The organism is Nocardiopsis quinghaiensis, assembly GCF_008638365.1.
Taxonomy (GTDB): Bacteria; Actinomycetota; Actinomycetes; order Streptosporangiales; family Streptosporangiaceae; genus Nocardiopsis; species Nocardiopsis quinghaiensis.
In genome coordinates, this window is record NZ_VWVU01000007.1 from 27,977 (window position 1) to 52,864 (window position 24,888).

The window sequence follows — 24,888 nt, forward strand, 5'->3', positions numbered from 1 at the left end:
GAACTATTATTGTCACCCCGGCGCTACATGCCGCTCGCACGCTCCTCCTGGAGAGCGCGTTTCTGCTGCTGGAGCGCCATGAGTTCGGTGAATATCCTGTTGTGTTCCTCCGCCTGGGAGACCGCGTCGAGCCGGGAGAGCCGAGACTTCAGGTTTGACTCGCGCCGATTGATGGAATGAGTCTTGACTGTGCCCAGTATTTGCCGGGCGTAATGCTCGTCGAGTTCTCCATAGAACTCCAGCTGTTCGACCGCCAAACGCGTGAGGAAATCACGCTGCGTGTCATTGGGCGCGGCCTCGCGCAGGCCGCTCACCCACGCCGCGGGATCGTGCGCGGCGGCCACGCCTCCCCGCTCGGTGATGAGCTTGAGCACCGCCCGGTGCTGGGGGACGGTGAAGTCCTCCTCGGTGAAGGCGTCGAAGCCGACGGCCAGCCAGGGGTACTGCACGGCGATCTTGAGGGCCTGGCGCTCGCGCTGCACGGAGGGGTCGCCGAGGTCGTAGGGTGCCTCCCCGGCGTCCGGGGTGGGCACGGGCCGCGCGGAGTGCGGCCGGAGCGCCGGGCCCCGGCCACGGGCGCCGCGCATGTGCTGCTTGACCCGGCGCAGCACGAAGGCTTCGTCCATCAGGCCGAGCCAGCGGTCGAGGTTCTTGCCGTAGTCCAGGCGCACACCCTCGTTGCGGATGCTCGCGACCACCGGAGCCGCGGCGTCCAACGCGGCGATCCGCCCTTCGGCGGTGCTCAGGTCGTAGCCCTCCATGACGTTGCGGATCATGAACTCGTAGAGCGGAGGAGGGTTCTCGACCAGGTCGACGACAGCCTGTGCTCCGTGCTGGAGTCGCAGGTCGCAGGGGTCCAGGCCGTTGGGCTGCACCGCGACGTAGGTCTCGGATGTGAGGCCGTGTTCCTCGGCGAAGGCGCGCACGGCCGCCTTCTGCCCCGCCTTGTCGCCGTCGAAGGTGAAGACGACCTTGCCGCCCTGGTTGGTGCGCCCGAGCAGCATCCGGCGCAGGATCTTGATGTGGTCCTCGCCGAAGGAGGTGCCGCAGGTGGCCACGGCGGTGGTCACCCCGGCGTCATGGCACGCCATCACGTCGGTGTAGCCCTCGACGATGACCGCCTTGCCCTCCCGGGAGATGTCCCGTTTGGCGAGGTCGAGTCCGTAGAGCAGCCGCCCCTTGTGGAAGATGGGGCTCTCGGGGGAGTTGAGGTACTTGGGCCCGTCCTCACCGGAGTCGAGCTTGCGGGCGCCGAAGCCGACCACCTCGCCGGTGACCTCGCGGATGGGCCACAGCAGCCGGTTGCGGAAGCGGTCGTAGGCGCCGCGCCGCCCCTGGGTGGCCAGGCCGCCCTCGACCAGCTCCTGGTCGGTGAAGCCCTTGCGGCGCAGGTGGGCGGTGAGGTTCTCCCATCCCGCCGGCGCGTAGCCGAGGCCGAAGCGCTCGGCGTGGGTCCGGTTGAACCCGCGCTCGTCCAGGAAGCGCCGGGCGGTGATCGCGCCGGGTGCCAGGAGCTGTTCGGAGTAGAACTCGGCGGCCGCCCGGTGCGCGTCGAGCAGGCGCTGGCGCTTGCCCGAGTCGTGCCTGGCGGTGCTGCGGCCGCCCTCCTCGTAGCGCAGGGTGACGCCGATCTGGCGGGCCAGCGTCTCGACGGCCTCCGCGAAGCTGAGGCTCTCCATCCTCTGCACGAAGGAGATGGTGTCGCCGCCCTCGCCGCAGCCGAAGCAGTTGCCCGTGAGGATGTTGTCCTCCAGGACGAACGCGTGCCCGTCCTCGACGACCGCGCAGAAGACCTCCTCGACGCGGTCGGTCTCCTCCACCGAGCGCACGGTCCAGCCCCGACGTGCGGACTTCCCCCTCGCCCCGGAGAACCGGATCCGGTGTTCGTCGTGGAGGAAGAACGCCTCGGTCAGGTCGTCGTTGACGAAGCGCACCCGGAAGAGCGAGGCGGGTTCCCGGCCGGGGAGGCCCTCGCTTACCTGCTCGGTGACGCCGTAGGTGCCGATACCCAGCCGTGTGCCGACCATACGGACGTGCTCCAGCACGGAGCGGTCGGCGCAGTCGAGCACGACCGCGCCGTCCTCGGCGACGTGTCCGTCCGCGGCGAGGCGCCCGGCGAGCCAGCCGTACAGGTAGGAGGGGGGCTCCTCCGGGGACGGCAGGTCCTTGAAGTGGCCCGGCAGATGGTGCACGAGGACCTGCCGACCATGCTGCGAGGTCTCGCCGTTCGGAAACCACTTGAGGAGGGCGGGGCCCTTCTCGGCGTCGAGCCGGGCCGTGCTGCCCCGGTCCGGCCGGGACCCGTCACCGAAGGTGGTGCCGTGTGCGGCACCGGAAGGGGAGGGGACGGTCGTCGTCACCTGTCCGGCCGGAAAGACGTAGCCGAGCCTGTGGTCCGGCTTCAGGTGCCGGGTGGTGACCTCACGGAGCTCCGACCGGTCCTTGCCCGCCTGCACGAACCAGCGGTGCTCCGGGGTGGCGTAGATCTCCTTGCTCTGGCCGTTCCGGTCCAGGGTCACGCGCATCAGCCGCTGCACTCCGAACGAGTGGAACGGCGCCTCCACCCATCGGGCGCTCCTGGTGAGGATCGTGTGCCTGCCGCCCGCGAGGTCCCGGATCGGCCGCACACCGTCACGGGTGAGGACCCGGGTCTCCCCTGCCAGGCAGTAGTAGAGGTTCTTGGAGGGGGTGACGTTGAAGGAGGGCGACTTCTCGTCGTGGAAGGGGCACAGTCCCTTCAGCGAACCGCCTCCGGCGTTGCGGAGCTGGAGGTACTCACCGATCACGTCCGCGATGGGGGTGCGCTCGCGTACGAGTGCGATGTCTTCGTCTCTGATCCGACCTGCCACGGTCTCCAGGGTAGTTCTCCCCGTCGGCCTTCCGGCCCCCGTCCACAGCCCCCGGGACGACCGGACCGGTGGAGTCCGCGGGCGGCCGGGTGTTCGACGCCCGGAAGCAGGAGCTGGAGCAGGTCTTCCGGGAGGTCCGGGGCTACCAGTGAGTGCCCGGGACCTCCCGGAGACGTCTCCTCTCAGGAGCTCGCCCGCGCCTTGTCCGCGAGGGGCGGTGGTCCGCTGTCGGCCCCTCCCCCGCGCGGCCGGGGGGCGGCCGAGGCGGCGGGCCCGGTGTTGACGCGGCGCTTGTTGTAGATGTCGAAGGCCACCGCGAGCAGCAGCACCAGTCCCTTGATGAGCTGCTGCCAGTCCACGCCCAGGCCGATCAACGACATGCCGTTGTTCAGGACGCCCATGACCAGCGCGCCGACGACGGCCCCGACGACGGTGCCCACGCCCCCGGAGGCGGAGGCGCCGCCGATGAAGGCCGCCGCGATCGCGTCGAGCTCGAACATGGTCCCGGCCCCGGGTGTGGCGGCGTTGAGCCGTGCCGTGAAGACGAGCCCGGCCAGCGCCGAGAGCACGCCCATGTTGACGAACACCCAGAACGTGGTGCGCTGGGTCCTGATCCCGGACAGCGCCGCGGCCTGTTCGCTGCCGCCGACGGCGTAGACGCGCCTGCCCATGGTCGTGGAGCGCATCACGAACGAGTACCCCGCGATGAGCGCGACGAGCAGCAGGCCCACGAGGGGGAGCCCGTTGTAGTCGGCCAGCACGTAGGTGAACGCCAGGATGGCCACGACGGTGAGGGCCGAGGTGGCGGCGGTGACCGGCGCGGGCGCGACCGGCAGCCCGTACCCGCGGGAGCGGGCCCGGGTGCCCCACTGGATCCACACGATCGCGGCGGCCCCGAGCGCGCCCAGCAGCAGGGTCGGCACGTGCGGGCCCCCGCCCTGGCCCGGCAGGAAGCCGCTGGCGATGTCGCGCAGGGACTGGGGAAGCGGGGCGACGGACTCCCCGCCCAGGACCGCCAGGGTCGCGCCGCGGAAGATGAGCATCCCGGCGAGGGTGACGATGAACGCGGGGACGCGTACGTAGGCGACCCAGAAGCCCTGCCAGGCGCCGATGAGCGCGCCGATGAGCAGGGCGACGGGCACGACCGCGACCGTCGGCAGCCCCCACGAGGTGAGCATGATCGCCGACACCGCGCCGGTGAACGCCACCACCGAGCCGACCGACAGGTCGATGTGGCCGGTGACGATGACCAGCATCATCCCGATCGCCAGGATCAGGATGTAGGAGTTCTGCATGATCAGGTTGGTGACGTTGAGCGGTGTGAGGAGCAGTCCTCCGGTGAGGATCTGGAACAGCACGATGATGGCCACCAGGGCGATGGCCATGCCGTACTGGCGGGAGTTCCCGCTCACCAGCGCGCCGCCGATCCGTGCGAGGCGGGAGGTCCTGTCTGGTTCTTTCACGGGTGTCCCCCGGTTCGCGTCATCAGTCTCATGAGGGTTTCCTGGTCGGCCCCCTCGCCGGGGACCTCTCCGGTGATGCGCCCCTCGCACATCGTGTAGATCCGGTCGCACATGCCGAGGATCTCGGGGAGCTCGGAGGAGATCAGCAGTACGCAGGCGCCCTCGGCGGCGAGCTGGCGCACGATCAGGTAGATCTCGTACTTGGCTCCGACGTCGATGCCCCGGGTGGGTTCGTCGAGGATCAGCAGCTCGGGCCGGGTGAACATCCACTTGCCCAGCACGACCTTCTGCTGGTTGCCTCCGCTGAGGGTGCGCACGACCTGGGTCGCGCCGTGGCTCCTGACCCGCATCCGCTCGCTCATACGGGAGGCCTCCACGGCTTCGAGGCCCGGGTCGAGGACCCCGCGCGCGGACACGCGGTCCAGCGCCGCCATCGTGGTGTTGTGGCGGATGTCGTCGTCGAGCACCAGGCCGAGCGACTTGCGGTCCTCGGGGACGTAGGCGATCCCGCCCCGGATGGCCTCGGTGACGCTCCCGGTCGCCATTTCGACGCCGTCCTTGAGCAGGATGCCGCGGACGTGGCGTCCGTAGGAGCGGCCGAACAGGCTCATCGCGAACTCGGTGCGCCCGGCGCCCATGAGCCCCGCCATGCCCACGACCTCCCCGGCCCGCAGGGTGAGGTGGGCCCCGTCCACCACGCGGTGCCCGGTCCGGGCCGGGTGGTCCACCGTCCAGTCCCGGACCTCGAAGCGCACCTCACCGATCTCTCCGATCCGCTCGGGGTGGCGCTGGTCCAGCTCGCGGCCGACCATTCCGCGGATGATGCGGTCCTCGTCGACGGAGGGGGTCCCGTCGGCGTCGCGCTCCACGGCGAGGGTCTCGATGGCGCGGCCGTCCCGCAGGATGGTGATCTCGTCGCAGACGCGCACCACCTCGCCGAGCTTGTGCGAGATGAGGATGCACGTCACGCCCTGCTCCCGCAGGTCCAGGAGGAGTTCGAGCAGCCGGGTGCTCTCCGCCTCGTTGAGCGCCGAGGTCGGCTCGTCGAGGATGAGCAGCCGCACCCGCTTGGCCAGGGCCTTGGCGATCTCCACGAGCTGTCTGGCGCCCACGCTCAGCGCCGAGACGGGCGTGGCCGGGTTCTCGTCCAGTCCGACCCTGCGCAGGAGTTCGTGGGCACGGGCGTGGGTGGCGCCCCAGTCGACGACGCCGTACCGGGCCCGTTCGTGGCCGAGGAAGACGTTCTCGCTGATCGACAGCTGCGGGATGAGGGCGAGTTCCTGGTGGATGATGGCGATGCCGGCGTCCTCGCTGTCGGCGACGCCGGAGAAGGCGCAGGGCTCGCCGTCGACGAGGATCCCGCCGGTGTAGGAGCCCGCCGGGTGGACGCCGCTGAGCACCTTCATCAGCGTGGACTTCCCGGCGCCGTTCTCCCCCATCAGGGCGTGGACCCGGCCGTGCCCGACGCTCAGCGACACCCCGTCCAGGGCCCGCACCCCGGGGAAGTCCTTGTGGATGTCCCGCATCGAAAGGAGCGGTCCGCCCCGGGAGGCGGACCGCCTCTCCTCCTGTCTCATTCGAGTTCAGACTCCTCGTAGTAGCCGCTGCCGACCAGGACGTCGTGGTAGTTGTCGACGTCCACCGAGACGGGTTCGAGCAGGTGGGAGGGGACGACCTTGACCCCGTTGTCGTAGGTCTCGGTGTCGTTGACCGGGACCTCCTCCTCCGCCAGCAGCGCCTCGACCATGTCGACCGTCTGGGTGGCCAGGGCCCGGGTGTCCTTGAAGACGGTCTGGGTCTGCTCCCCGGCGATGATCGACTTGACCGATGCGGCCTCGGCGTCCTGGCCGGTGATGACGGGCAGCGGCTTCTCCCCGGTGCCGTAGCCGACCGCGCGCAGGGACTCGATCACTCCGAGACTGATGCCGTCGTAGGGCGACAGGACCGCGTGCACCTCCTCGTCGGAGTAATTGGCGCTGAGCAGGTTGTCCATGCGGTCCTGGGCGAGGGAGCCGGACCAGCGCTGGGTGGCGATCTGGTCCATGGAGGTCTGGCCGCTCCGGACCACGAGGGTGCCGTCGTCGATGTGGGGCTGGAGCACCGACATCGCCCCGTCGTTGAAGAAGTAGGCGTTGTTGTCGTCGGGCGATCCGCCGAACAGCTCGATGTTGAACGGTCCGTCCTCGTTCCCCAGGTCGAGGGCGTCCACGATGTACTGGCCCTGGAGTACGCCCACCTGGAAGTTGTCGAAGGTGGCGTAGTAGTCGACGTGTTCGCTGCCGCGGATGAGGCGGTCGTAGGCGATCACGGGGATGTCGCCGGAGGCGGCCATGCCGAGCACGTCGCCGAGGGCCTCGCCGTCGATGGCGGCGATGACCAGGACGTCGGCGCCCCTGGTGATCATGTTCTCGATCTGGGCGACCTGGTCCTCCACGACGTCCTCGGCGTACTGGAGGTCGGTGCCGAAGCCGCGGGACTCGAACTCGGCGACCATGTTCTCGCCGTCGTTGATCCAGCGCTCCGACGACTGGGTGGGCATGGCGATGCCGATGGTGCCGTTCTCACCGGAGTCCTGGGCGGCGTCGCCGACGCCGTTGCAGGCGGTGAGCAGCAGGGCCGCCCCGAGCAGTGCCGGGACGACCGCCTTCCGAAGGTGGTGTCGCATGCGCGTGTCCTCTTCTCTCTTCTTCATCCGTGCCGGTTCAACGGCTGCCGGTGGTCAGGGTGAGGGCGGTCCAGGAGACCGGTGGCAGGGTGACGGTGAGCCGCCCCGCCTCCAGCCGCGCGGACTCGTTGTCCCGGGGGACGACCCGGTCGGGGTGGTCCATGGTGTTGGCGGCGTACACGTCGTCGTCGGCGAGGGTGAGAACGCGGGACACGCCGGTCGGGTCGAGGCCGCGCAGGTCGGCCCGGAGGGTGAGCGGCTGGTCGGTGGAGCGGTTGACGAGGAACAGGGCGGCGTGCCCGGTGTCCGGGTCGGAGGTGACCGCGGCGTCGGCCACGGGGACCTCGCCGTACCGGGCGGTCTCCTGCACGGGCGCGGTGACCTCGGCGCGCAGCACGTGGCCGGTGGCGGAGGCGGCGGTGAGGGCGAAGGGGTGGAAGATGGTCTGGCGCCAGGCGGGACCGCCCGGCTCGGTCATGATCGGCGCGATCACGTTGACGAGCTGGGCCTGGCTGGCGGCGGTGACCCGGTCGCTGTGCCGGAGCAGGCTGATGAGCATGTTGCCGACCACGACGGCGTCGGCCACGTTGTACTGGTCCTCGATGACGCGGGGCGCGACCCTCCAGTCGTCGGTGGGCTGCACGGCGGCCTGCTCCTGGTGGCGGCTCAGGTACCAGACGTTCCACTCGTCGAAGGACAGCTGGATGCGTTTGGGGTCGCGGAGCCTGGCGCCGACGGCGTCGGCGGTGGAGACGACGGAGTCGATGAAGTGGTCCATGTCCGTGACCGCGCCGAGGAAGCTGGCCAGGTCTCCGTCGTGCTCCTCGTAGTAGGCGTGCAGGGAGATGTGGTCGACGGCGTCGTAGGTCTCCTCCAGGACGGTGGCCTCCCACTCGCCGAAGGTGGGCATGGTCGATCCGGAACTGCCGCACACGACCAGTTCCAGGTCGCGGTCGGCCATCTTCATGGCCCGGGCCACCCGGGCCGCCTTGCGGCCGTAGGAGCGGGCGTCGAGGTGGCCGATCTGCCAGGGGCCGTCCATCTCGTTGCCCAGGCACCACATGCGGATGCCGTGGGGGTCGGGGTGGCCGTGGGCCGCGCGCAGGTCCGACAGGTGGGTGCCGTCGGGGTGGTTGGCGTACTCCAGCAGGTCCAGGGCCTCCTGGAGTCCCCGGGTACCGAGGTTGACGGCCATCATCGGTTCGATGTCCAGACGCTTGCACCAGGTCGCGAACTCGTTGAGGCCGAACTGGTTGGTCTCGATGCTGTGCCAGGCCAGGTCGCGGCGGACCGGACGCTGTTCCTTGGGGCCGACCCCGTCCTCCCACCGGTACCCGGAGACGAAGTTGCCGCCCGGGTAGCGCACGGTCGTCACGCCCAGTTCGCGGACCAGTTCGGCGACGTCGCGCCGGAAGCCGTCGGCGTCGGCGGTGGGGTGGTCGGGTTCGTGGACGCCGGTGTGGACACAGCGGCCCATGTGTTCGACGAAGGAGCCGAACGTGCGGCGGTGGACCGGGGCGACGGGGGTGGCGGCGTCGACGCGGAGGGAGGCGTTGAGCATGGCGGTCTCCTCGTGGTGTGGCCCGGCCCGGGCGTCATCCGGGCCGGTCGGTCGGTCGGTCGGTCGGCGGGTCTACTGGACGTGGGGCCAGCCGTCGGCCGTCCAGTGCAGCTTCCGGATGGCCATCCGGAAGTCGAAGTCGGGGCCCAGGTCGGTGTCGTAGTAGTGGTAGGCGAGCAGACCGCCGGAGACGGACTGCCCTCCCGAGCCGGTGATGGTGCCCTCCTCGGCGAGGATCACGGTGCCGCCGCCCTCCAGCAGGGGGACTCCGTCGGCGTCCACGTAGGGGCCCGTGACGTCGGCGGACCGGCCGACGGCGACCTTGTAGTCGCTGCCGACGCGGCAGCAGTGGTCGAGGGAGACGAAGAGGTAGTGGTAGCCGTCGCGGTGGGTGATGTGGGGCGCCTCGATGGCGTTGGGCGGCTCACGGCGGTCGGCCAGGTGCAGCACCTCGGCGCCCTCGACGGCCCCGCCGCCCGGCCAGTCCAGCTCGACCATGCGGATACCGCTCCAGAACGAGCCGAACGTCATCCAGTGGCGTCCCTCGGCGTCCTCGACGACGCCGGGGTCGATGGCGTTGTAGGGGTCGCCCTCGAAGGACTCGAACACCGGGCCCCGGTCGACCCACTCGTGGTCGGGGTCGTCGGGGTCCAGGGTGGTGTTGGTGGCCAGGGCGATGAGCGAGCGGTTCGAGCCGAAGGTGGAGGCCGAGTAGTACAGGTAGTAGGTGCCGTCGGAGTGGTGGATCTCGGGGGCCCAGAGGGTCTCCACCCCGGGGATCCTCTCCGTGAGCCAGCCGGGCTTGGCGTCCCAGACGGTGCCGGTGTAGGTCCAGTGCCGCCCGTTCGGTGAACTGCGGATCTGGATGTTGCCGTCGCCGAGTTCGGCGTGGCCGGTGCCGAAGACGTACCAGTCCTCGCCGTCGCCGCCCCGGTACAGGGCGGGGTCGTGGACCCTCAGGCCCCCGGCGAAGGGGTGGATGCCGTCGGGCTGGTAGCCGAGGACCGGCAGCCCGGGGTTGTTGGGCGGCACGTCCCAGTCGGAGCGCGCCGCGGAGGCGGATCCGGTCAGGGCGGTGGTCAGGGACGTGGCCAGGGCCGCGGCGGTGAGGGCCGCCGCGATCCGGATGAGCGGAGGTCGCATGAGCGCTCCTGGGGGGTGGTGGGAGCGGAACGGGGAGCGGGCTGGCGGGAGCGGATCAGCCCTTGATCCCGGCACCCGCCACGCCCGTGACGATGTGCCTCTGGAACAGCAGGAAGACGATGAGCAGGGGGATGGCGCCCAGCACGGCGGAGGCCATGACCTGGGCGTACTGGATTCCGTACTGCCCCAGGACGGTGCCCAGCCCGACGGGGAGGGTCATCATCTCCGGATCGTTGGTCACGATGAACGGCCACAGGAAGTTGTTCCAGGCACCGATGAAGGTGAAGATGCCCACGGCGGTGAGGATGGGCCGGGACAGCGGCAGGATGACGCTCCACAGCACGCGCACGGACCCGGCGCCGTCGATCCTGGCCGCGTCCTCGTAGTCGCGCGGGATGGCGTCGAAGAACCGCTTGAGGATGAACACGAAGACCGGGGCGACCACCTGCGGGAGCGCGACGCCCCAGTAGGTGTCCACCAGGCCGAGCTGGGTCATCAGGACGAACTGCGGCACGATCAGGGTCTGCGGCGGGATGAGGATGCCGCCGATGATCAGGGCGAACAGCCAGGAGCGGCCCCGGAAGTCGAACCGGGAGAACCCGTAGGCGGCCAGCACGCACACCACCAGGGTGAGCGCGGTGACGATCACGGTGATGATCAGCGAGTTCATGGTCCACCGGATGATGTCCCCGCGCCCCAGGACCTGCGCGTAGGCCTCGAAGGTGGCGTCGGGGGTGAACCAGGCGGGCGGCATGGCGGTCGTCTCGCCCTCGGGTTTGACCGAGGTGGCGAACGCCCACAGCAGCGGGACGAGCCAGAGGAGGGCGGCCAGGGCGGCGACCGTGTACAGGGCGGTGGAGCCCACCGTGACGCGCCGCCGCCGGAGGGGTCGTGCGGGGGCGGACGCCGCGGTCGGTGCGGCGGGCCGGGTGGTGGAGGTGACCATGGTCAGGCCTCCTTCCGGGAGAACAGGCGGAACTGGGCGATGGACGCGGCGATGATCAGGACCATGAAGATGTAGGCCATGGACGAGGCCAGGCCGACGCGCAGCCCCACGAACCCGGAGTCGTAGATGTACTGGATGACGGTTCGGGTGGCGAAGTTGGGGCCGCCCATGGTCATCAGGTAGATCTGCTCGAACACGCGCAGGGACCCGATGAGCTGGAGGACGGTGATGAGCGCGGTGGTACGCGCCAGCAGTGGCAGGGTGATGCGGCCGATGCGCTGCCAGGTCCCCGCACCGTCGATGGACGCCGCCTCGTAGACCTCCTTGGGGATGGACTGCATGGCGGCCAGGTACAGCAGGTAGTTGAAGCCGACCTGCCACCAGGCGGTGGCGATGACCACGGAGAACATCGCCGTGTCCTCGCTGAAGAGCCACTCGGGGCCCTGGACGCCGAACCGGGCCAGGGTGCCGTTGAACAGGCCCAGGCTCGGGTTGTACATCCAGTTCCAGATGAGGGTCATCACCGCGACCGGGAGCACGAACGGCGCGAAGAACGACAGTCGCAGGAACCATCCGAGCCTGCGGGCGTGGTCGGTCAGCAGTGCCATGCCGAGCGCGAGCAGGACCATCAGGGGCACGCTCAGGACCGTGAACCACAGCGTGTTCCACAGGGAGTCGTACAGGGCCGGGTCGGTCAGGCTCTCCCGCCAGTTGGCCGTCCCCACGAAGGAGAGCGGCCCTCCGGCCAGGCTGCGGTCGGTGAAGGCGTAGCCGAGGCCGACGACGGCGGGCCACAGCAGGAAGAGGAGGTAGAAGGCGAGGAAGGGCAGGACGAACCACAGGCCGGTCCACGTGGTCGGCCCGCGGCGTACGTCGACGAGGTCGCGTGCTGCGCTCGGGGGCGCGCCGGGGGATGTGCGCGGCTCGGGAGCGCTGGTCTGGCTGGTCATGGTGGGCTCCCTACACCGGTGACGGCACGGTCAGCAGATCGCGGATGGTCCCTTTGAGCTGTGCGAGCGCCTGCTCCGGGGTCTGGGTGCCCTGGTGCAGGGTGGTCAGCGCGCCGGTGGCCTCCTCCTGGAGGCGCCCCGCCGAGCCGCTGAACCAGGCCTGCGGCTCGAACTGGACGTTCTCGGCGGCCTCGCGGTACTCGGCCTGGGGGTGCAGTTCGTCGTACTCGGGGCTCTCCACGACCGGCTGGTAGGCGGGGATGTGCCCGCCCCTCGCCCAGGTGAGGCTGTTGCGCAGCATCCACGCGGCGTACTCGACGGCGGCCCGGGTGCGTTCGGGGTCGCGGTCGCGCTGGTGCGGGAACACGTAGCAGTGGGAGTCGCCGCGTGTGCGGTGGTTGCCGAACACGGCCGGGAACTGGGTGGCGGAGAACCCCACGCCGGTGGCCTCCAGCGTCGGGATCTCCCAGTTGCCGTGGATCATCAGTCCGGCCTGGCCGTTCGCCAGGTTGGCGGCGGTGTCGGCGGCCATGGAGTGGCGGGGCGCCAGCCCCTCCTCCGAGAGCCGGTAGAGCACCTCCATCGCGGCCAGGGCCTTGTCGTCGTCCATCTCGTAGTCGTCCTCGCCGAGGACGAGCTCGCCGTCCTGCTGGCGGTAGAGCGCCCAGAAGTTGGACCAGGGCCCCCAGGTGTCGACGGACACGCCGTAGGTGCCGGTGACGGCCTTGATCTCGCGGAGCATGTCGAAGTACTCCTCCGCCCCCGAGACCTCCATGAGCCGGTCGTCGGCGTCCAGCAGGCCCGCCTGGCGGCACACGTCCAGGTGGTAGTACTGGATCAGCACGTGGGTGTCGATGGGGATGGCGTACAGCCGGCCGTCGAAGAAGCACTTGTCCCAGATGTTGGGCAGCACCACGGTGTCGTCGATGCCCGCCTCGGCCAGCATCGCCGGGTCGACCGGGTCCAGCAGCCGGCCCGGTGCCAGGCTCTCCAGCCGGGACACGTGCGAGGTCGCGATGTCGGCGCCGCGACCGCCCGCGGCTCCCATGGCCACCTTGGTGTAGAAGGGCGCGCCCCAGGTGAAGGTGGTAGCGCGGAAGTCGATGTCGGTGTGCTCGGCCTCGTAGGCGTCGTGCATCTCGATCATCCGCAGGCCGTCACCGCCCGCGAACAGGTTCCACTGGCGCAGTCTGGTCTGCCCGCTGATGAGGGTGTCGGGAGGGGCGCAGCCCGTGGCGGCCACTCCCGCGGCGGCCAGGGCCCCGGTGACGAAGGCCCTGCGGCCCGGCCCCGTGGGAGGAATCGGTGGGGGTGTCTGGTGTGGGGGTGGTGCGGAGCGCATGGTGTTCTCCTTGCGCTGGGGGGTCGAAGAGCTCCCCGGAGCTCTTCGTGGGGGGTGTGGGGATGCGCCGGGGCGCCTGGTGCCTCCGGGTCAGACCCGGACGTACTCGATACCGGAGAGCTCGCACAGGACACGCCAGTCCTCGGCGCGGGCACCGGTGTTCATGACCATGTGGTGGGTGCCGCCCGCGCGGAGCCAGGAGTCCATGCACTCCCGCACTCCCGTCTCGGGGCGGAACTGTCCGTAGGGCATCTCCAGGGACGGCAGCTCGGGTGCGTCGACGACCTCGCCCTCGGCCACGACCAGGCGGAACCTCTCACCGCCGAGGGAGACCAGGGAGGCGAGGGTGGCCGGCCCCGGGCGGTAGCGGAAGAGGATCGTGGGCGGGTCGGCGAGGCCGCCGATGCCCAGTGGTCGCTTGATCAGCCGGACGGGCTCGTCCTCGCGCGCGATCCTCCAGTTGCCCTCGCCCATGTGGCTCATGAGGATGGAGTCACTGGGGAAGTCCATCGCGTACATCTCGGTGAAGTGGCCGTCTCCGGCGAGCTGGTGGCCCGCGTAGACGATCGAGGCGGCCAGGACGTCGCCCTCGCCCGCGAACCCGTATCCCTTGGCCATCAGGGTGGAGGCGGCGGCCATCGGCAGCCGGGTGAAGCGGCCGTCCTCCCCGATCGCGTCGAAGTGGGTGGAGTAGGCGCCGCACCCCGTCTCCTCCAGCAGCCGTTCGATTCCCAGCTGCATGCGGGCGTGGTCGACGCGCTCCTCCTTGGACAGCCGCCCGTCCACCTCCAGGGCCGTGTCCTCCCAGGCCATGAGGTCGCGGACCTCCTCCTCGGGCAGGTCGGCCATCGTCCGGTGCAGGGTGCCCGGCGCGATGACGTGGACCTCGGGGCCGAGCTTGCGCAGCAGGGCGCTCTCGTCCACCCGGGCGTCGCCCATGCCGTTCATCGGGTAGCCGAACACGCCGACCCGGAGGGAGCGCAGCGCGCTGACCGCGCGGGCCGCCCTGGCCCAGCGGTCCACACGCGCGGCGAACTCCGGGCTCCGCCACTCGCCGGTGATGACGTCGAAGGACAGGCCGGCGCGCACCATGGCGTTGGCGGTGTCCTGCGCCCCGTGGATGCCCTGGTTGTAGGTCATGTCGTCCATGTCCCAGGAGGGGCTGACCGCGGGGTCGGGCTGGATGTTCGCCAGTGCGACGGGCAGCCGCATCTGGCCGAACATCCGGGTGACGCGCAGGGAGGGGCCGTAGGTGAGCATGACGACGAGGACCCCGTCGAGGTCGTCGGCCTCGAACGCGCGCATCGCGTTCTCGGCGTCGGCGCGGCCGCGCACCGGCGGGCCGACGGTCCACTCGGCGACGCCGGAGAGCTTCTCGGCGACCCGGGCGGCGTAGGCCGCCTGGTGCTCGGTGATGCCGGGGATCATGTCGTCGTAGAGCGGCTGCATGATGCCGAGCAGACCGATACGGGGTCTGCGGGTCCGCACGGGCGGGTGCTCGGTGGCGGGGGGTGTGGGTACGGGCACTGTGTTTCCCTACTGACCGTAGACGTTCTGGTACCGGTCGTGGAGCGCGTCGATGTGCTCCTGCGGAAGGCGTTCGAGGGGTCCGCCCTGGCGGGCGATGTGGATCGTGTGGGCGACGTCCTCGCACATCACCGCGGCCTTGACCGCCGCCTTGGCGCTCCCGCCGACGGTGAACACACCGTGGCCGCGCATGAGGACGGCGGGTGAGCGGTGGCCGTCGAGGGTGGCGACCACTCCCCTGCCGATGTCGTCGCCGCCGATGAGCGCGAACGGGCCGACGGGGATGTCGCCGCCGAACTCGTCGGCCATCGCGGTGATGACGCAGGGGATGGCCTCACCGCGCGCGGCCCATGCGGTGGCGTAGGGACTGTGCGTGTGCGCGACACCGCCGACGTCGGGGCGGGCCCGGTAGACGTGGGCGTGGGCGGCGGTGTCGCTGGAGGGCTTGTGCCGCCCCTCGACGACCCGGCCGTCCAGGTCGCAGACGACCATGTCCTCCGGGGAGAGGTCCTCGTAGGAGACGCCGCTGGGCTTGATCACCATCAGGTCGGCACCGGGTACGCGGGCGGAGACGTTGCCGCTCGTCCAGGTGACCAGGTTCCACCGCGTGAGCTCGGTGTGCAGGACGCACACGTGGGCGCGCAGGCGCTCCACCTCGTCGCGGTGCTTCCCGGGGACCGTCCGGGACGTGTCGGTGGTCATCGGTCCCCCCTCCCGGTGGCGCTCTGGGCGCTTGTCAGGACGGAGTTGCGCAGGGCCCTCAGACGGTGCAGGCTCCGGCTGCCGCCCCGGCCGAAGTGGTCGTGGAGTTCGGCGTAGACCGCGTACAGCTCGTCGTAGGCGGTGGTCCTGGCCGGGTCGGGGTCGACGGTCTCCTCGCGGACCCGGCCCATGGCGGCCGAGGCTGCGTGGATGTCGGGGTGGGCCCCCGCGGCGACGGCGGCGTGGATGGCGGCCCCGACCGCGCAGCCGTGTTCGGAGGCCACGATCTTCAGGGGGCGTCCGAGCACGTCGGCGTAGACCTGCAGGACGAAGGGGTTGCGGACCATGCCGCCGCCGATGGTGAGGTCCCCCACCGGTACCCCGGAGGCTGCGAAGGCCTCGACGATGGTGCGGGTACCGAAGGCGGTGGCCTCGACCAGGGCCCGGTAGACCTCCTCGGGCCTGGTGGCCAGGGTCATGCCGACGAGCACGCCGGACAGGTCGTGGTCGACCAGGACCGAGCGGTTGCCGCTGTGCCAGTCCAGGGCGACGAGGCCGTGCCCGCCCACCGGCGCCTCGGCGGCCTTGTCGGAGAGCAGTTCGTGGACGGTCAGGCCGCGCTCGCGCGCCTCCTCGTGGTAGGCGGGGGGCACGTAGGACTCGGCGAACCAGCCGAAGACGTCGCCGACGCCGCTCTGTCCCGCCTCGTAGCCCCACGTTCCGGGGGTGATGCCGCCGTGGGCCAGCCCGCACATGCCGGGAACCTCGGCCAGGACGTCGGAGTTCATGACGTGGCAGGTGCTGGTGCCCATGATGGCGAGCATCCGCCCGGGTCCGGTGGTCCGCGCGGTGGCGGCGGTGACGTGCGCGTCGATGTTGCCGATGGCGACGGGGACGCCCTCGGGCAGGCCGGTCCAGCCCGCGGCCTCGGCGGTGAGGGAGCCCGCGCGCTCGCCGAGCTGGGACAGGGGGTGTTCGAGCTTGTCCCGCACGAAGCCGGTGAAGCGGGGGTCGAGAGCGGCCAGGAAGTCCGTGGAGGGCCAGGCGCCGTCCTGGTGGATGCCCTTGTACCCGGCGGTGGCGACGTTGCGGGTCTCGTGTCCGCACAGCTGCCAGACGATCCAGTCGGCGCCCTCGATCCAGCGGTCGGTGCGCTCGTACGTCCCGGGATCGTCGCGCAGGACCTGGAGGGCCTTGGCGAACTGCCACTCCGAGGAGATCCTCCCCCCGTAGCGCGCCAGCCACTTCTCCCCGCGTTCGGCGGCCAGGGCGTTGATCTCGTCGGCCTCGGGCTGGGCGGCGTGGTGGCGCCACAGTTTGGGCCAGGCGTGCGGGCGCGGGGCCAGGTCGGGGAGCTCGCACAGGGGGGTGCCGTCCGTGGTCACCGGAAGGACCGTGCAGGCGGTGAAGTCGGTGCCGATGCCGATGACCTGCCCGGGGGAGGCCCCGGAGATCCGCAGGGCCTCGGGGACGGCGGTGCGCAGGACCTCGCGGTAGTCCTCGGGGCACTGGAGCGCGGTCTCCGGCTCCAGGGGCTCGTCCGATCCCGGCAGGTGGTCCGTGATGACGCCGTGCCGGTAGGCGTGTGCCGCGGAGCCGAGTTCGGCGCCGTCGCCGACCCGGACCACGACGGCGCGGCCGGAGAGGGTTCCGAAGTCGACTCCGATGACCACCGGGTCGGACGGAGGTGAATTGTTAGCGCTCACATTCTGGCCCAAGGGGAAGTCCTTCCACGAGGGGGCGGGCGGGGACGGCAGGGACGGGGTCAGGGCCGGGGATGGAGGAGGGGACGGGGGGTCACGGCGGAGGGGGCCCGCTGCTGCCCCGGATCCGCAGCCGGGCCGGGACGACCCTGCGCGCGGTTCCGGAGGAGGCCGTCGAGCCGTTGCGCTCGGTTCCGATCTCGCCGAGCAGCAGTGCCAGGCTCTCCTTGCCCACCTGGGCGAAGTCCTGGAAGACGGTGGTCAGGGACGGTGTGAGGAACTCGGCCTCGGGAACGTCGTCGAAGCCGACCACGCTGATGTCCCCGGGCACGTTCAGCCCCGCCTCGTGCAGGGCGCGCAGTACTCCTATCGCCATCTGGTCGTTGCCCACGAAGATCGCCGTGACACGCTCCCCCGCGGCCCGCCGGGCCACCAGCGAGTGGCCGAGTGCGTAGCCCGACCGGGGGCTCCAGTCGCCCTGGAGCGGTTCGGAGACCGGTGCGCCGGCCTCCGCCAGCGCCCGGCGCCAGCCGACCACGCGGGCCTCCGACTCCAGCCACAGGGGGTCGCCCTCGATGTGGTGGACGGTCGTGTGTCCGAGTTCCAGCAGGTGGCGGACGGCGTCGTGGGCGCCCTGGACCTGGTCGACGCAGACGACGGGAAGGCCCGATCCCTCACCGCCCTCGACCGCGACCAGGGGACGGGGCCCGGGCAGCGCGGCCAGGGCATCGACCAGGCTGCGCTGGGGGGCGATCGCGACGCAGCCCTCGACCGACTGCTGGATCAGGTACTCGGCGGCCGTGACGATCCCGTCCGGCGACACGTCGTCGAGGCTGACCATGCTCAGGAAGTAGCCCGCCTCGCGTGCCGCGCGCTCGATCCCCGCCAGGGTCTGGGCCGGACCGAAGAGCGTGGTGTCGAAGGCGATGACGCCGAGCACGTTGGTGCGGCGGGTGACCAGGGCGCGCGCGGTGGAGTTGCGGTGGTATCCGAGTTCGTCGATCGCGCTCCGCACCCGGAGCACCGTCTCCTCGCGGACGTTGGGGTGGCCGTTGACGACCCGGGACACCGTCTGGTGGGAGACACCGGCCAGCCGGGCCACGTCCGCCATGACGGGGGTACGGCCACCTGGTGGATTCATCCGAACGACACCTCCGGGCCATGAGCGGGAAACACCTGTGATGTGTGCAACAGTGTTAGCGCTCACATGGAGGAAGTCAACCCCCCTTCCCGAATCGAGGGGACCGGTACCGGCCTCAGCCCACCAGCCGGGCGTGCAGGGAGGTCGCGGAGGTGTCGGTGAGCGAGGCGACCTGGTCGATCACCACGCGCAGCGCCGCGGTGTCGTCCCCGGCCTCGGCGAAGGCCGCGCGGAACTGCGGGTCCAGGCCCTCGGGGGCGCCCTTCCACAGGGCGCCGACCAGTTCGGTGATCAGGCGGCGCTCCTCGACCTGGTAGGCCAGGGCCTCCTCGCGCGAGAGCACGAAGTGGGCGGCGACCGCCTTGAGCAGGGCGCACTCCAGCAGGGGGCGGCGGGGCACGATGAGGTCGGCGCCGTAGCGGGTGAGCCGTCCGGAACCGTGCGCGGCGCGGGTGGCGTTCTCGGCGGCCCGGCAGAAGCGGCCGATGAGTTCGCTGGTGAGGTTCTTGAGGGCGGCGAGGGAGGGCAGGTCCCCGGTGAACTCGCGGGGCCAGACGGGGTCGGCGACCAGGTCGGTGAACACCTCGTCGAGTTCGGCGGCCTCGGCGTCGCAGTAGTGGGCGGCGGCGATCCGGACGACCTCGGCGCGCTCGGCGCTGCCGTGCAGGGCGGACGGGTCCACCAGCCCGGCGTGCAGGGCGTCCTCGACGTCGTGGACGGAGTAGGCGACGTCATCGGCCCAGTCCATGACCTGGGCCTCGAAGCAGGTGCGGTTCCGGGGCGCCCCCAGGCGCAGCCAGGTGAACATCTCGGTGTCGTCGGGGTAGCAGTTGAACTTGTGGGTGTCGCCTCCCTCGCCCCTGCGCCAGGGGTACTTGACGGTGGCGTCCAGGGTGGCGCGGGTGAGGTTGAGCCCGGCGCTGCGTCCGTCGGGTTCGATGACCTTGCCCTCCAGGCGCACGAGCAGGCGCAGGCTCTGGGCGTTGCCCTCGAAGCCGCCGCAGTCGGCGGCGGCCTCGTCCAGCGCACGCTCGCCGTTGTGGCCGAAGGGCGGGTGGCCGAGGTCGTGGGAGAGGCAGGCGGCCTCCACCAGGTCGGGGTCGCAGCCCAGGGCCTGGCCGAGCTCACGGCCGATCTGGGCGCACTCCAGGGAGTGGGTGAGGCGGGTACGCGGGAAGTCGCTCACGCCGGGCTGGACCACCTGGGTCTTGGCGGCCAGGCGGCGCAGGGCGGCGCTGTGCAGGACCCGGGCGCGGTCGCGCTCGAAGGGGTCGCGGGCCCGGTTCTTGCGGTCCTCGCGCGCCCGGCGCTCGGTGTCCTGCGGCGTGTAGCCGGGGGCTCCGCCCTCGCGGGGGTTGTTCCTCATCGTCTGCGAGCCTACTTTCCAGCAGCGACAACACGTGTCGTCCGCGCTGGTCAGGCGGCGTTGACGTCGATATCGCTGCTGTCGTCGAAGATCCAGTAGTACCAGAGCGCGGCGGTCTCCCTGGTGATGTACCAGAGCTGGGTGCGACGCTCGATGACCGCGGGGCCCGAGCGCGAGGGCGAGGTGCCCGCCTCGATGCCGTGGTCGGCGGCCATCCGCTCGGACCGCAGGCTGTGCCAGGGGTCGGAGACGAGGATGGCGCTGTCCCAGGAGCGCTCCTCGAAGACGAGTGAGACGGCCTGGATGCTCTGGAGCGTGTCGCGCCCCTCCTCCACGGCGATGATCTGGTCGGCGGGGACGCCCACCTCGACCAGCCAGTCGCGTCCCGACGCCGCCTCGGTGAAGTTGTCTGCGGGCTGTTTGCCTCCGACGGTGACGATGACGGGCGCGACGCCCTCCAGGTAGAGGACCTGGGCGTGCCGGAGCCGGGCCTCGAAGACGGGCGAGGGGACACCGTTGTACTGGCTGGCGCCGAGCACGACGATGGCGTCGGAGGGGACGCGGTCGTCCTGGCGTGCGGTGTACCAGACCCAGCCCCAGGTGGCGGGCGGCAGGGCCAGGGCGGTGACCAGCAGGAGGGTGACCAGCCAGCGCAGACGGAAGCGGCGCCTCCTGCGACGGGACGGGCGGGGCGGCTCGGGCCGGGTGCCGGGGGGTTCGGGCCCCGGGGCCTCCTCGGGCAGGTCCGGTGCCGGGGGGCGAGGGGCCCGGCCCCGGCCGGGGGGCCGGTCGCGGACGAAGCGCCGGGTGAAGGGAGTCCCGCCGGAGGCGTCCCGGGTGTCGGCGTCCCGGGTGAACTCACTGGTCTGGTCCGGATCGGGGGGAGGGGGCGCCGGGAACTCCCCGCGCCGGAACCGCCGGGTGGCCTCGTCGTCGGGGTCGCGGGAGAACTCGCGGGTGCCGTCGGCGCCGTCGGTACCGGGGGCGGGGGTGAGGGCCTCACGGGAGAAGACCCGGGTGGCCTCGTCGTCGGGAGAGGGAGCGGGGGTGGGGTGGTCCTCCCACGGTTCCTCACCACGGCCGTCGTTCGCCGTTCGCACCGGCTCACCTCCGCACAGATCTTCGGTCGGGGACGTGCCACCCCCACTGGGACGGCCTCCGCCCGCCGCTGGTTCTCAGCGGTCCCGGCAGGAAGGCCGTGGCGGAGGTGGTGTCGGCGCGCCCCCGTCACCGCGCGTGGGGAGGCGGGCGGGAAACGGTGGCCCTTCTGTCGGCCAGAATACATCACGAACAGGTCACGACCACGGTGCGCTGTGACCGCCGACCGGGATGAGTCTAGAGCTTTTCGGGTGTGCTCCCGTCCGTGTGCCGAATCCTTGTACGAGCCCGGGCGCGGTGGCCGGGGGCACCACCGCGCCCGGGCCGCGTCCGGGCTCTGCCAGGGCTCCCTCAGGGCGCGGAGCGGCCGGCGGCCCGGCCCGCCTCCAGGCGCGCGACGGGTACCCGGAAGGGCGAGCAGGACACGTAGTCCAGGCCCGCCCGGTGGAAGAAGTGCACCGACGCGGGATCGCCCCCGTGCTCGCCGCACACCCCGAGCTTGATGCCCGGGCGGGCGGCCCGTCCCTCCTCGACGGCGATGCGGATGAGACGGCCCACGCCGTCCACGTCCAGGGACTCGAAGGGCGACACCCCGAACACGCCCTTCTCCAGGTAGGCGGAGAAGAAGGAGGCCTCCACGTCGTCGCGGGAGAACCCCCAGACCGTCTGGGTGAGGTCGTTGGTGCCGAAGGAGAAGAACTCGGCGTTCTCGGCGATCTGCCCGGCGGTCAGCGCGGCGCGGGGCAGCTCGATCATCGTGCCGACGGGAAGGTCGAGCTCGACGCCGTGCTCCTGTCCCACCTCGCGCAGCACGCGCAGCGCGTCCTCGCGGATGATCTCCAGCTCCTGCACGGTGCCCACCAGCGGGATCATGATCTCGGGGCAGGGGCGGCCGCCCGCGGCGATCCGGTCGACGGCGGCCTGGGCGATGGCGCGCACCTGCATGGTGAACAGGCCGGGCACGACCAGGCCCAGGCGGACGCCGCGCAGGCCCAGCATCGGGTTCTGCTCGTGCAGCTTGTGTACGGCCTGGAGTACCCGCAGGTCGTTCTCGTGGCTCTCGCCGCGCGCCTCGGCCACGGCCACGCGTACCGACAGCTCGGTGATGTCGGGCAGGAACTCGTGCAGCGGCGGGTCGAGCAGGCGTACGGTCACCGGCAGGCCGTCCATGGCCTCCAGGATTCCGCCGAAGTCCTCGCGCTGCAGGGGCAGCAGCGCGTCGAGGGCCTGCGTCTGCTCCTCCTCGGTGTCGGCGAGGATGAGCCGCTCCACCAGCTGGCGGCGATCACCCAGGAACATGTGCTCGGTCCGGCACAGGCCGATGCCCTGCGCGCCCATGCGGCGGGCACGGGCGGCGTCCTCGCGGGTGTCGGCGTTGGCGCGTACGCGCATGCGGCGGGCGGCGTCGACGTAGTGCATGAGCCGGTCCACGGCGCGCACGAGGTCGCCCGCCCGGTCGGAGGCCGGATCGATCTCGCCCTCGAAGTAGCGCACGACGGGCGAGTCCACCACGGGCACCTCGCCGAGGAAGACCTCGCCGCTGGCGCCGTCGATGGATATGACGTCGCCCTCCTCGACCACCTCGCCGCCGGGCGCGGTCATGCGCCGGTTCTTGGTGTCGATGTCGAGTTCCTCGGCACCGCACACGCAGGTCTTGCCCATGCCCCGGGCGACCACGGCGGCGTGCGAGGTCTTGCCGCCGCGGCTGGTGAGGATGCCCTCGGCGGCGATCATGCCCTCCAGGTCGTCGGGGTTGGTCTCACGGCGGCACAGGATGACCCGCTCCCCGCTGCGCGACCACTTGACGGCGGTGTAGGAGTCGAAGACGGCCTTGCCGACGGCGGCTCCGGGCGAGGCGTTCATGCCTCGCCCGATGCGGTGGGTACCGGCTCCGGAGACGGCCTCATCGTCGAAGCGGGGGAACATCAGCTGGGCGAGCTGGTCGCCGGTGACGCGCTGGACCGCCTCGTCCAGGGTGATCATGCCCTGGTCGACCAGCTGGTCGGCGATGCGGAACGCGGCGGCGGCCGTGCGCTTGCCCACGCGGGTCTGCAGCATCCACAGCTTGCCGCGCTCGATCGTGAACTCGATGTCGCACAGGTCGCGGTAGTGGTTCTCCAGGGTGTCCATGACGCCCATCAGCTCCCGGTGGCTGCGGGCGTCGATCTTCTCCAGGTCGGCGAGGGGCACGGTGTTGCGGATACCGGCCACCACGTCCTCGCCCTGGGCGTTCTGGAGGTAGTCGCCGTAGACGCCGGGCTGCCCGGAGGCGGGGTCGCGGGTGAAGGCGACGCCGGTTCCCGAGTCCATCCCGAGGTTGCCGAAGACCATGGAGCAGACGTTGACGGCGGTGCCGAGGTCGGCGGGGATGCGTTCCTGGCGTCGGTACAGGATGGCGCGGGGGGCGTTCCAGGAGTCGAAGACCGCCTTGACGGCGAGGGTCATCTGCTCGCGGGGGTCGCTGGGGAAGGGGCTGCCGGTCTGCTCCAGCACGACCGCCTTGAAGCGGTCGACGAGTCGGCGCAGGTCGGCGGCGTCCAGGTCCAGGTCGCTCGCGACGCCCTTGGCGGCCTTGACCTCGTCGATGGCGTCCTCGAAGAGCTCGCCGTCGATGTCCTGCACGGTCTTGCCGAACATCTGGATGAGGCGCCGGTAGGAGTCCCAGGCGAAGCGCTCGTCACCGCCCTGGGCGGCCAGGCCGACGACGGACTCGTCGTTGAGGCCGATGTTGAGGACGGTCTCCATCATGCCGGGCATGGAGAACCTGGCACCCGAGCGCACGCTGACCAGGAGCGGGTCGTCCGGCTGGCCGAGGCGGCGGCCCATGGCCCTCTCCAGCTCCTTGAGGTTCACCTCGATCTCGGCGTCGAGCCCGGCGGGCACGCTGCCCTCGGAGAGGTAGTGGCGGCACGCCTCGGTGGTGATCGTGAACCCGGGGGGAACCGGCAGGCCGAGGTTGGTCATCTCGGCGAGGTTGGCACCCTTGCCGCCGAGAAGGTCCTTCAGGTCCCTGTTGCCCTCGGTGAACTTGTAGACGTACTTGGCCACGGGGGTTGCTCCCTCGTTCGTCGACGACTCAGCGCTGGGTCGGCGCCTGTGCCCGGATGGCGCGACTCTTCCACACTCCGCGACCCCACTTCCTCATGAACTCCCCGTTTTTGGTGTATTCCCAGTTCAGTACGGTTGAAAAGGTCTATACCAATGGTTCAGCAAAGACGCACCGCGCCTCCTGCGCGGAACATGGGGGATGGATCCGCGACAGCGCTGGTCAGGAGGGTGAGCGCGCTCACGGGGACGCGCGGAACCGGAGGACACCGCCCCGGGTACGGAATCGACCAATCCCATGTCACGGGCACCACGAAGGCCCCCTGTGCCACGAAACACAGGGGTACTGGTGGGTAACCTACGGGCCCGTAGGTTAGGCTGCCGACAGGACCGCAGCGGGGCGGACCGCAGACGGAGGGATGCAGCGTGTCGGAGGAACAGGCTCGGGGGACCGAAGGCACGGAAACCGGTCCGGCCGACCCGGCCCCCCACAAGGAGAACGACCGGCACAGCGGTCGCCACAAGGGGGCCGCGGCGACGGCGGCCGAGGACCTGTTCGAGGCGGTCAAGCCGCGTCTGCGCGGCTGGCTGCACCTGGGGACCGCGCCGTTGGCCCTGGCGGCGGGCATCGTCCTGGTGATCCTGTCCCCCACCCTGCCCGCGATGATCGCCAGCGCCGTGTACGCGCTCAGTTCGGTGCTGCTGTTCGGCACCTCGGCGGTCTACCACGTGGGCCGCTGGTCGACGGGGGCGCAGAAGGTCCTGCGCCGCATGGACCACTCGAACATCTACCTCATCATCGCGGGCACCTACACGCCGTTCGTGCTGCTGGTGCTCGAAGGCACGCTGCGCACCGCCATGCTGGTGCTGATCTGGGGCGGGGCGATCGCCGGGGTCGGCTTCAAGCTGCTGTGGCTCAACGCGCCGCGCTGGCTGTCCACCGCCCTGTACCTGGCCATCGGCTGGGTGGCGGTGCTGTTCATCCCGGACCTGATCAGCGGCACCCATCCGGCGACGTGGATCCTCATCCTGGTGGGCGGGGCGCTCTACAGCGTCGGCGCGGTGGTCTACGGGCTCAAGCGGCCCAACCCGGCACCGCGCTGGTTCGGCTTCCACGAGATCTTCCACTCGCTGACCATCGCGGCCTTCGTCTGTCACTACATAGCGGTGTCCTTCGTGGTCTACACCCCGGGCTGATCCGGCGGGAGCTGAAGGAACGGGCCTCATCGGCACCCCTCGGCCGAACACATCCGGACAAGCGGGACGGCCTCTTCGCGGAGCGCCGAAACGGAGTAGCCGTCCGGGCCGGGACACGGACATCCGTCAGGTCATCGGCTGCCGCCGTCCGCCCGAGGCCACCGGCGTCTCGGCCGCCAGCGTATCCAGG

General features: G+C 71.0%; 17 protein-coding genes. 1 reads left to right on the plus strand and 16 read right to left on the minus strand.

Annotated features, from left to right (window positions below):
• Positions 1–23: 23 nt before the first annotated feature.
• From dnaG to ppdK, 16 genes are all read right to left on the minus strand, one after another.
• Complete coding sequence (gene dnaG / locus FYX01_RS27180; protein ID WP_150241982.1) at positions 24–2,849, minus strand: DNA primase; 2,826 nt, start codon at positions 2,847–2,849, stop codon at positions 24–26.
• 182 nt (positions 2,850–3,031) lie between these two features.
• A complete protein-coding gene (gene mmsB, locus FYX01_RS15580) occupies positions 3,032–4,312 on the minus strand; it encodes a multiple monosaccharide ABC transporter permease (RefSeq protein WP_150241984.1) in 1,281 nt (426 codons plus the stop codon).
• Entirely contained in the window at positions 4,309–5,889 is a 1,581-nt protein-coding gene (locus FYX01_RS15585; protein WP_150241986.1) for a sugar ABC transporter ATP-binding protein, read from the minus strand. Before FYX01_RS15585 ends, mmsB begins: the two co-directional genes overlap by 4 nt.
• Positions 5,886–6,977, minus strand: coding sequence for a multiple monosaccharide ABC transporter substrate-binding protein (gene chvE / locus FYX01_RS15590; protein ID WP_150241987.1), 1,092 nt, complete (start codon positions 6,975–6,977; stop codon positions 5,886–5,888). The genes FYX01_RS15585 and chvE overlap by 4 nt, the downstream gene beginning before the upstream one ends.
• Positions 6,978–7,014: 37 nt before the next feature.
• Positions 7,015–8,538 (minus strand): arabinosylfuranosidase ArfA, encoded by a 1,524-nt coding sequence (arfA, locus tag FYX01_RS15595; RefSeq protein ID WP_150241989.1) that lies wholly within the window; start codon positions 8,536–8,538, stop codon positions 7,015–7,017.
• Between the two features lie 72 nt (positions 8,539–8,610).
• The gene (locus FYX01_RS15600; RefSeq protein ID WP_150241991.1) at positions 8,611–9,681 is read right to left on the minus strand and encodes an arabinan endo-1,5-alpha-L-arabinosidase; all 1,071 of its coding nucleotides are present in this window, start codon (positions 9,679–9,681) and stop codon (positions 8,611–8,613) included.
• Between the two features lie 55 nt (positions 9,682–9,736).
• On the minus strand, positions 9,737–10,627 hold the full coding sequence (locus tag FYX01_RS15605) for a carbohydrate ABC transporter permease (protein ID WP_150241993.1): 891 nt from the start codon (positions 10,625–10,627) through the stop codon (positions 9,737–9,739).
• A 2-nt stretch (positions 10,628–10,629) separates the two neighbouring features.
• On the minus strand, positions 10,630–11,577 hold the full coding sequence (locus FYX01_RS15610) for a carbohydrate ABC transporter permease (protein ID WP_150241995.1): 948 nt from the start codon (positions 11,575–11,577) through the stop codon (positions 10,630–10,632).
• Between the two features lie 10 nt (positions 11,578–11,587).
• The gene (locus tag FYX01_RS15615) at positions 11,588–12,919 is read right to left on the minus strand and encodes an extracellular solute-binding protein (protein WP_150241997.1); all 1,332 of its coding nucleotides are present in this window, start codon (positions 12,917–12,919) and stop codon (positions 11,588–11,590) included.
• Between the two features lie 90 nt (positions 12,920–13,009).
• Positions 13,010–14,446 (minus strand): L-fucose/L-arabinose isomerase family protein, encoded by a 1,437-nt coding sequence (locus FYX01_RS15620; RefSeq protein WP_150241999.1) that lies wholly within the window; start codon positions 14,444–14,446, stop codon positions 13,010–13,012.
• A 9-nt stretch (positions 14,447–14,455) separates the two neighbouring features.
• A complete protein-coding gene (locus FYX01_RS15625) occupies positions 14,456–15,148 on the minus strand; it encodes an L-ribulose-5-phosphate 4-epimerase (RefSeq protein WP_150242001.1) in 693 nt (230 codons plus the stop codon).
• Positions 15,145–16,821 (minus strand): ribulokinase, encoded by a 1,677-nt coding sequence (gene araB, locus FYX01_RS15630; protein WP_150242316.1) that lies wholly within the window; start codon positions 16,819–16,821, stop codon positions 15,145–15,147. The genes FYX01_RS15625 and araB overlap by 4 nt, the downstream gene beginning before the upstream one ends.
• A gap of 124 nt (positions 16,822–16,945) precedes the next feature.
• On the minus strand, positions 16,946–17,992 hold the full coding sequence (locus FYX01_RS15635) for a LacI family DNA-binding transcriptional regulator (RefSeq protein WP_223830494.1): 1,047 nt from the start codon (positions 17,990–17,992) through the stop codon (positions 16,946–16,948).
• Between the two features lie 115 nt (positions 17,993–18,107).
• Complete coding sequence (locus FYX01_RS15640) at positions 18,108–19,358, minus strand: deoxyguanosinetriphosphate triphosphohydrolase (protein WP_150242003.1); 1,251 nt, start codon at positions 19,356–19,358, stop codon at positions 18,108–18,110.
• Between the two features lie 50 nt (positions 19,359–19,408).
• Positions 19,409–20,458: a YdcF family protein gene (locus tag FYX01_RS15645; RefSeq protein WP_150242005.1), complete on the minus strand. Its 1,050-nt coding sequence runs from the start codon at positions 20,456–20,458 to the stop codon at positions 19,409–19,411.
• Between the two features lie 349 nt (positions 20,459–20,807).
• A complete protein-coding gene (gene ppdK, locus FYX01_RS15650; RefSeq protein ID WP_150242007.1) occupies positions 20,808–23,504 on the minus strand; it encodes a pyruvate, phosphate dikinase in 2,697 nt (898 codons plus the stop codon).
• A 549-nt stretch (positions 23,505–24,053) separates the two neighbouring features.
• On the opposite strand from ppdK, the gene trhA reads away from it, so the two are divergent.
• Positions 24,054–24,698, plus strand: coding sequence for a PAQR family membrane homeostasis protein TrhA (trhA, locus tag FYX01_RS15655; RefSeq protein WP_394350476.1), 645 nt, complete (start codon positions 24,054–24,056; stop codon positions 24,696–24,698).
• Positions 24,699–24,888 lie beyond the last annotated feature (190 nt).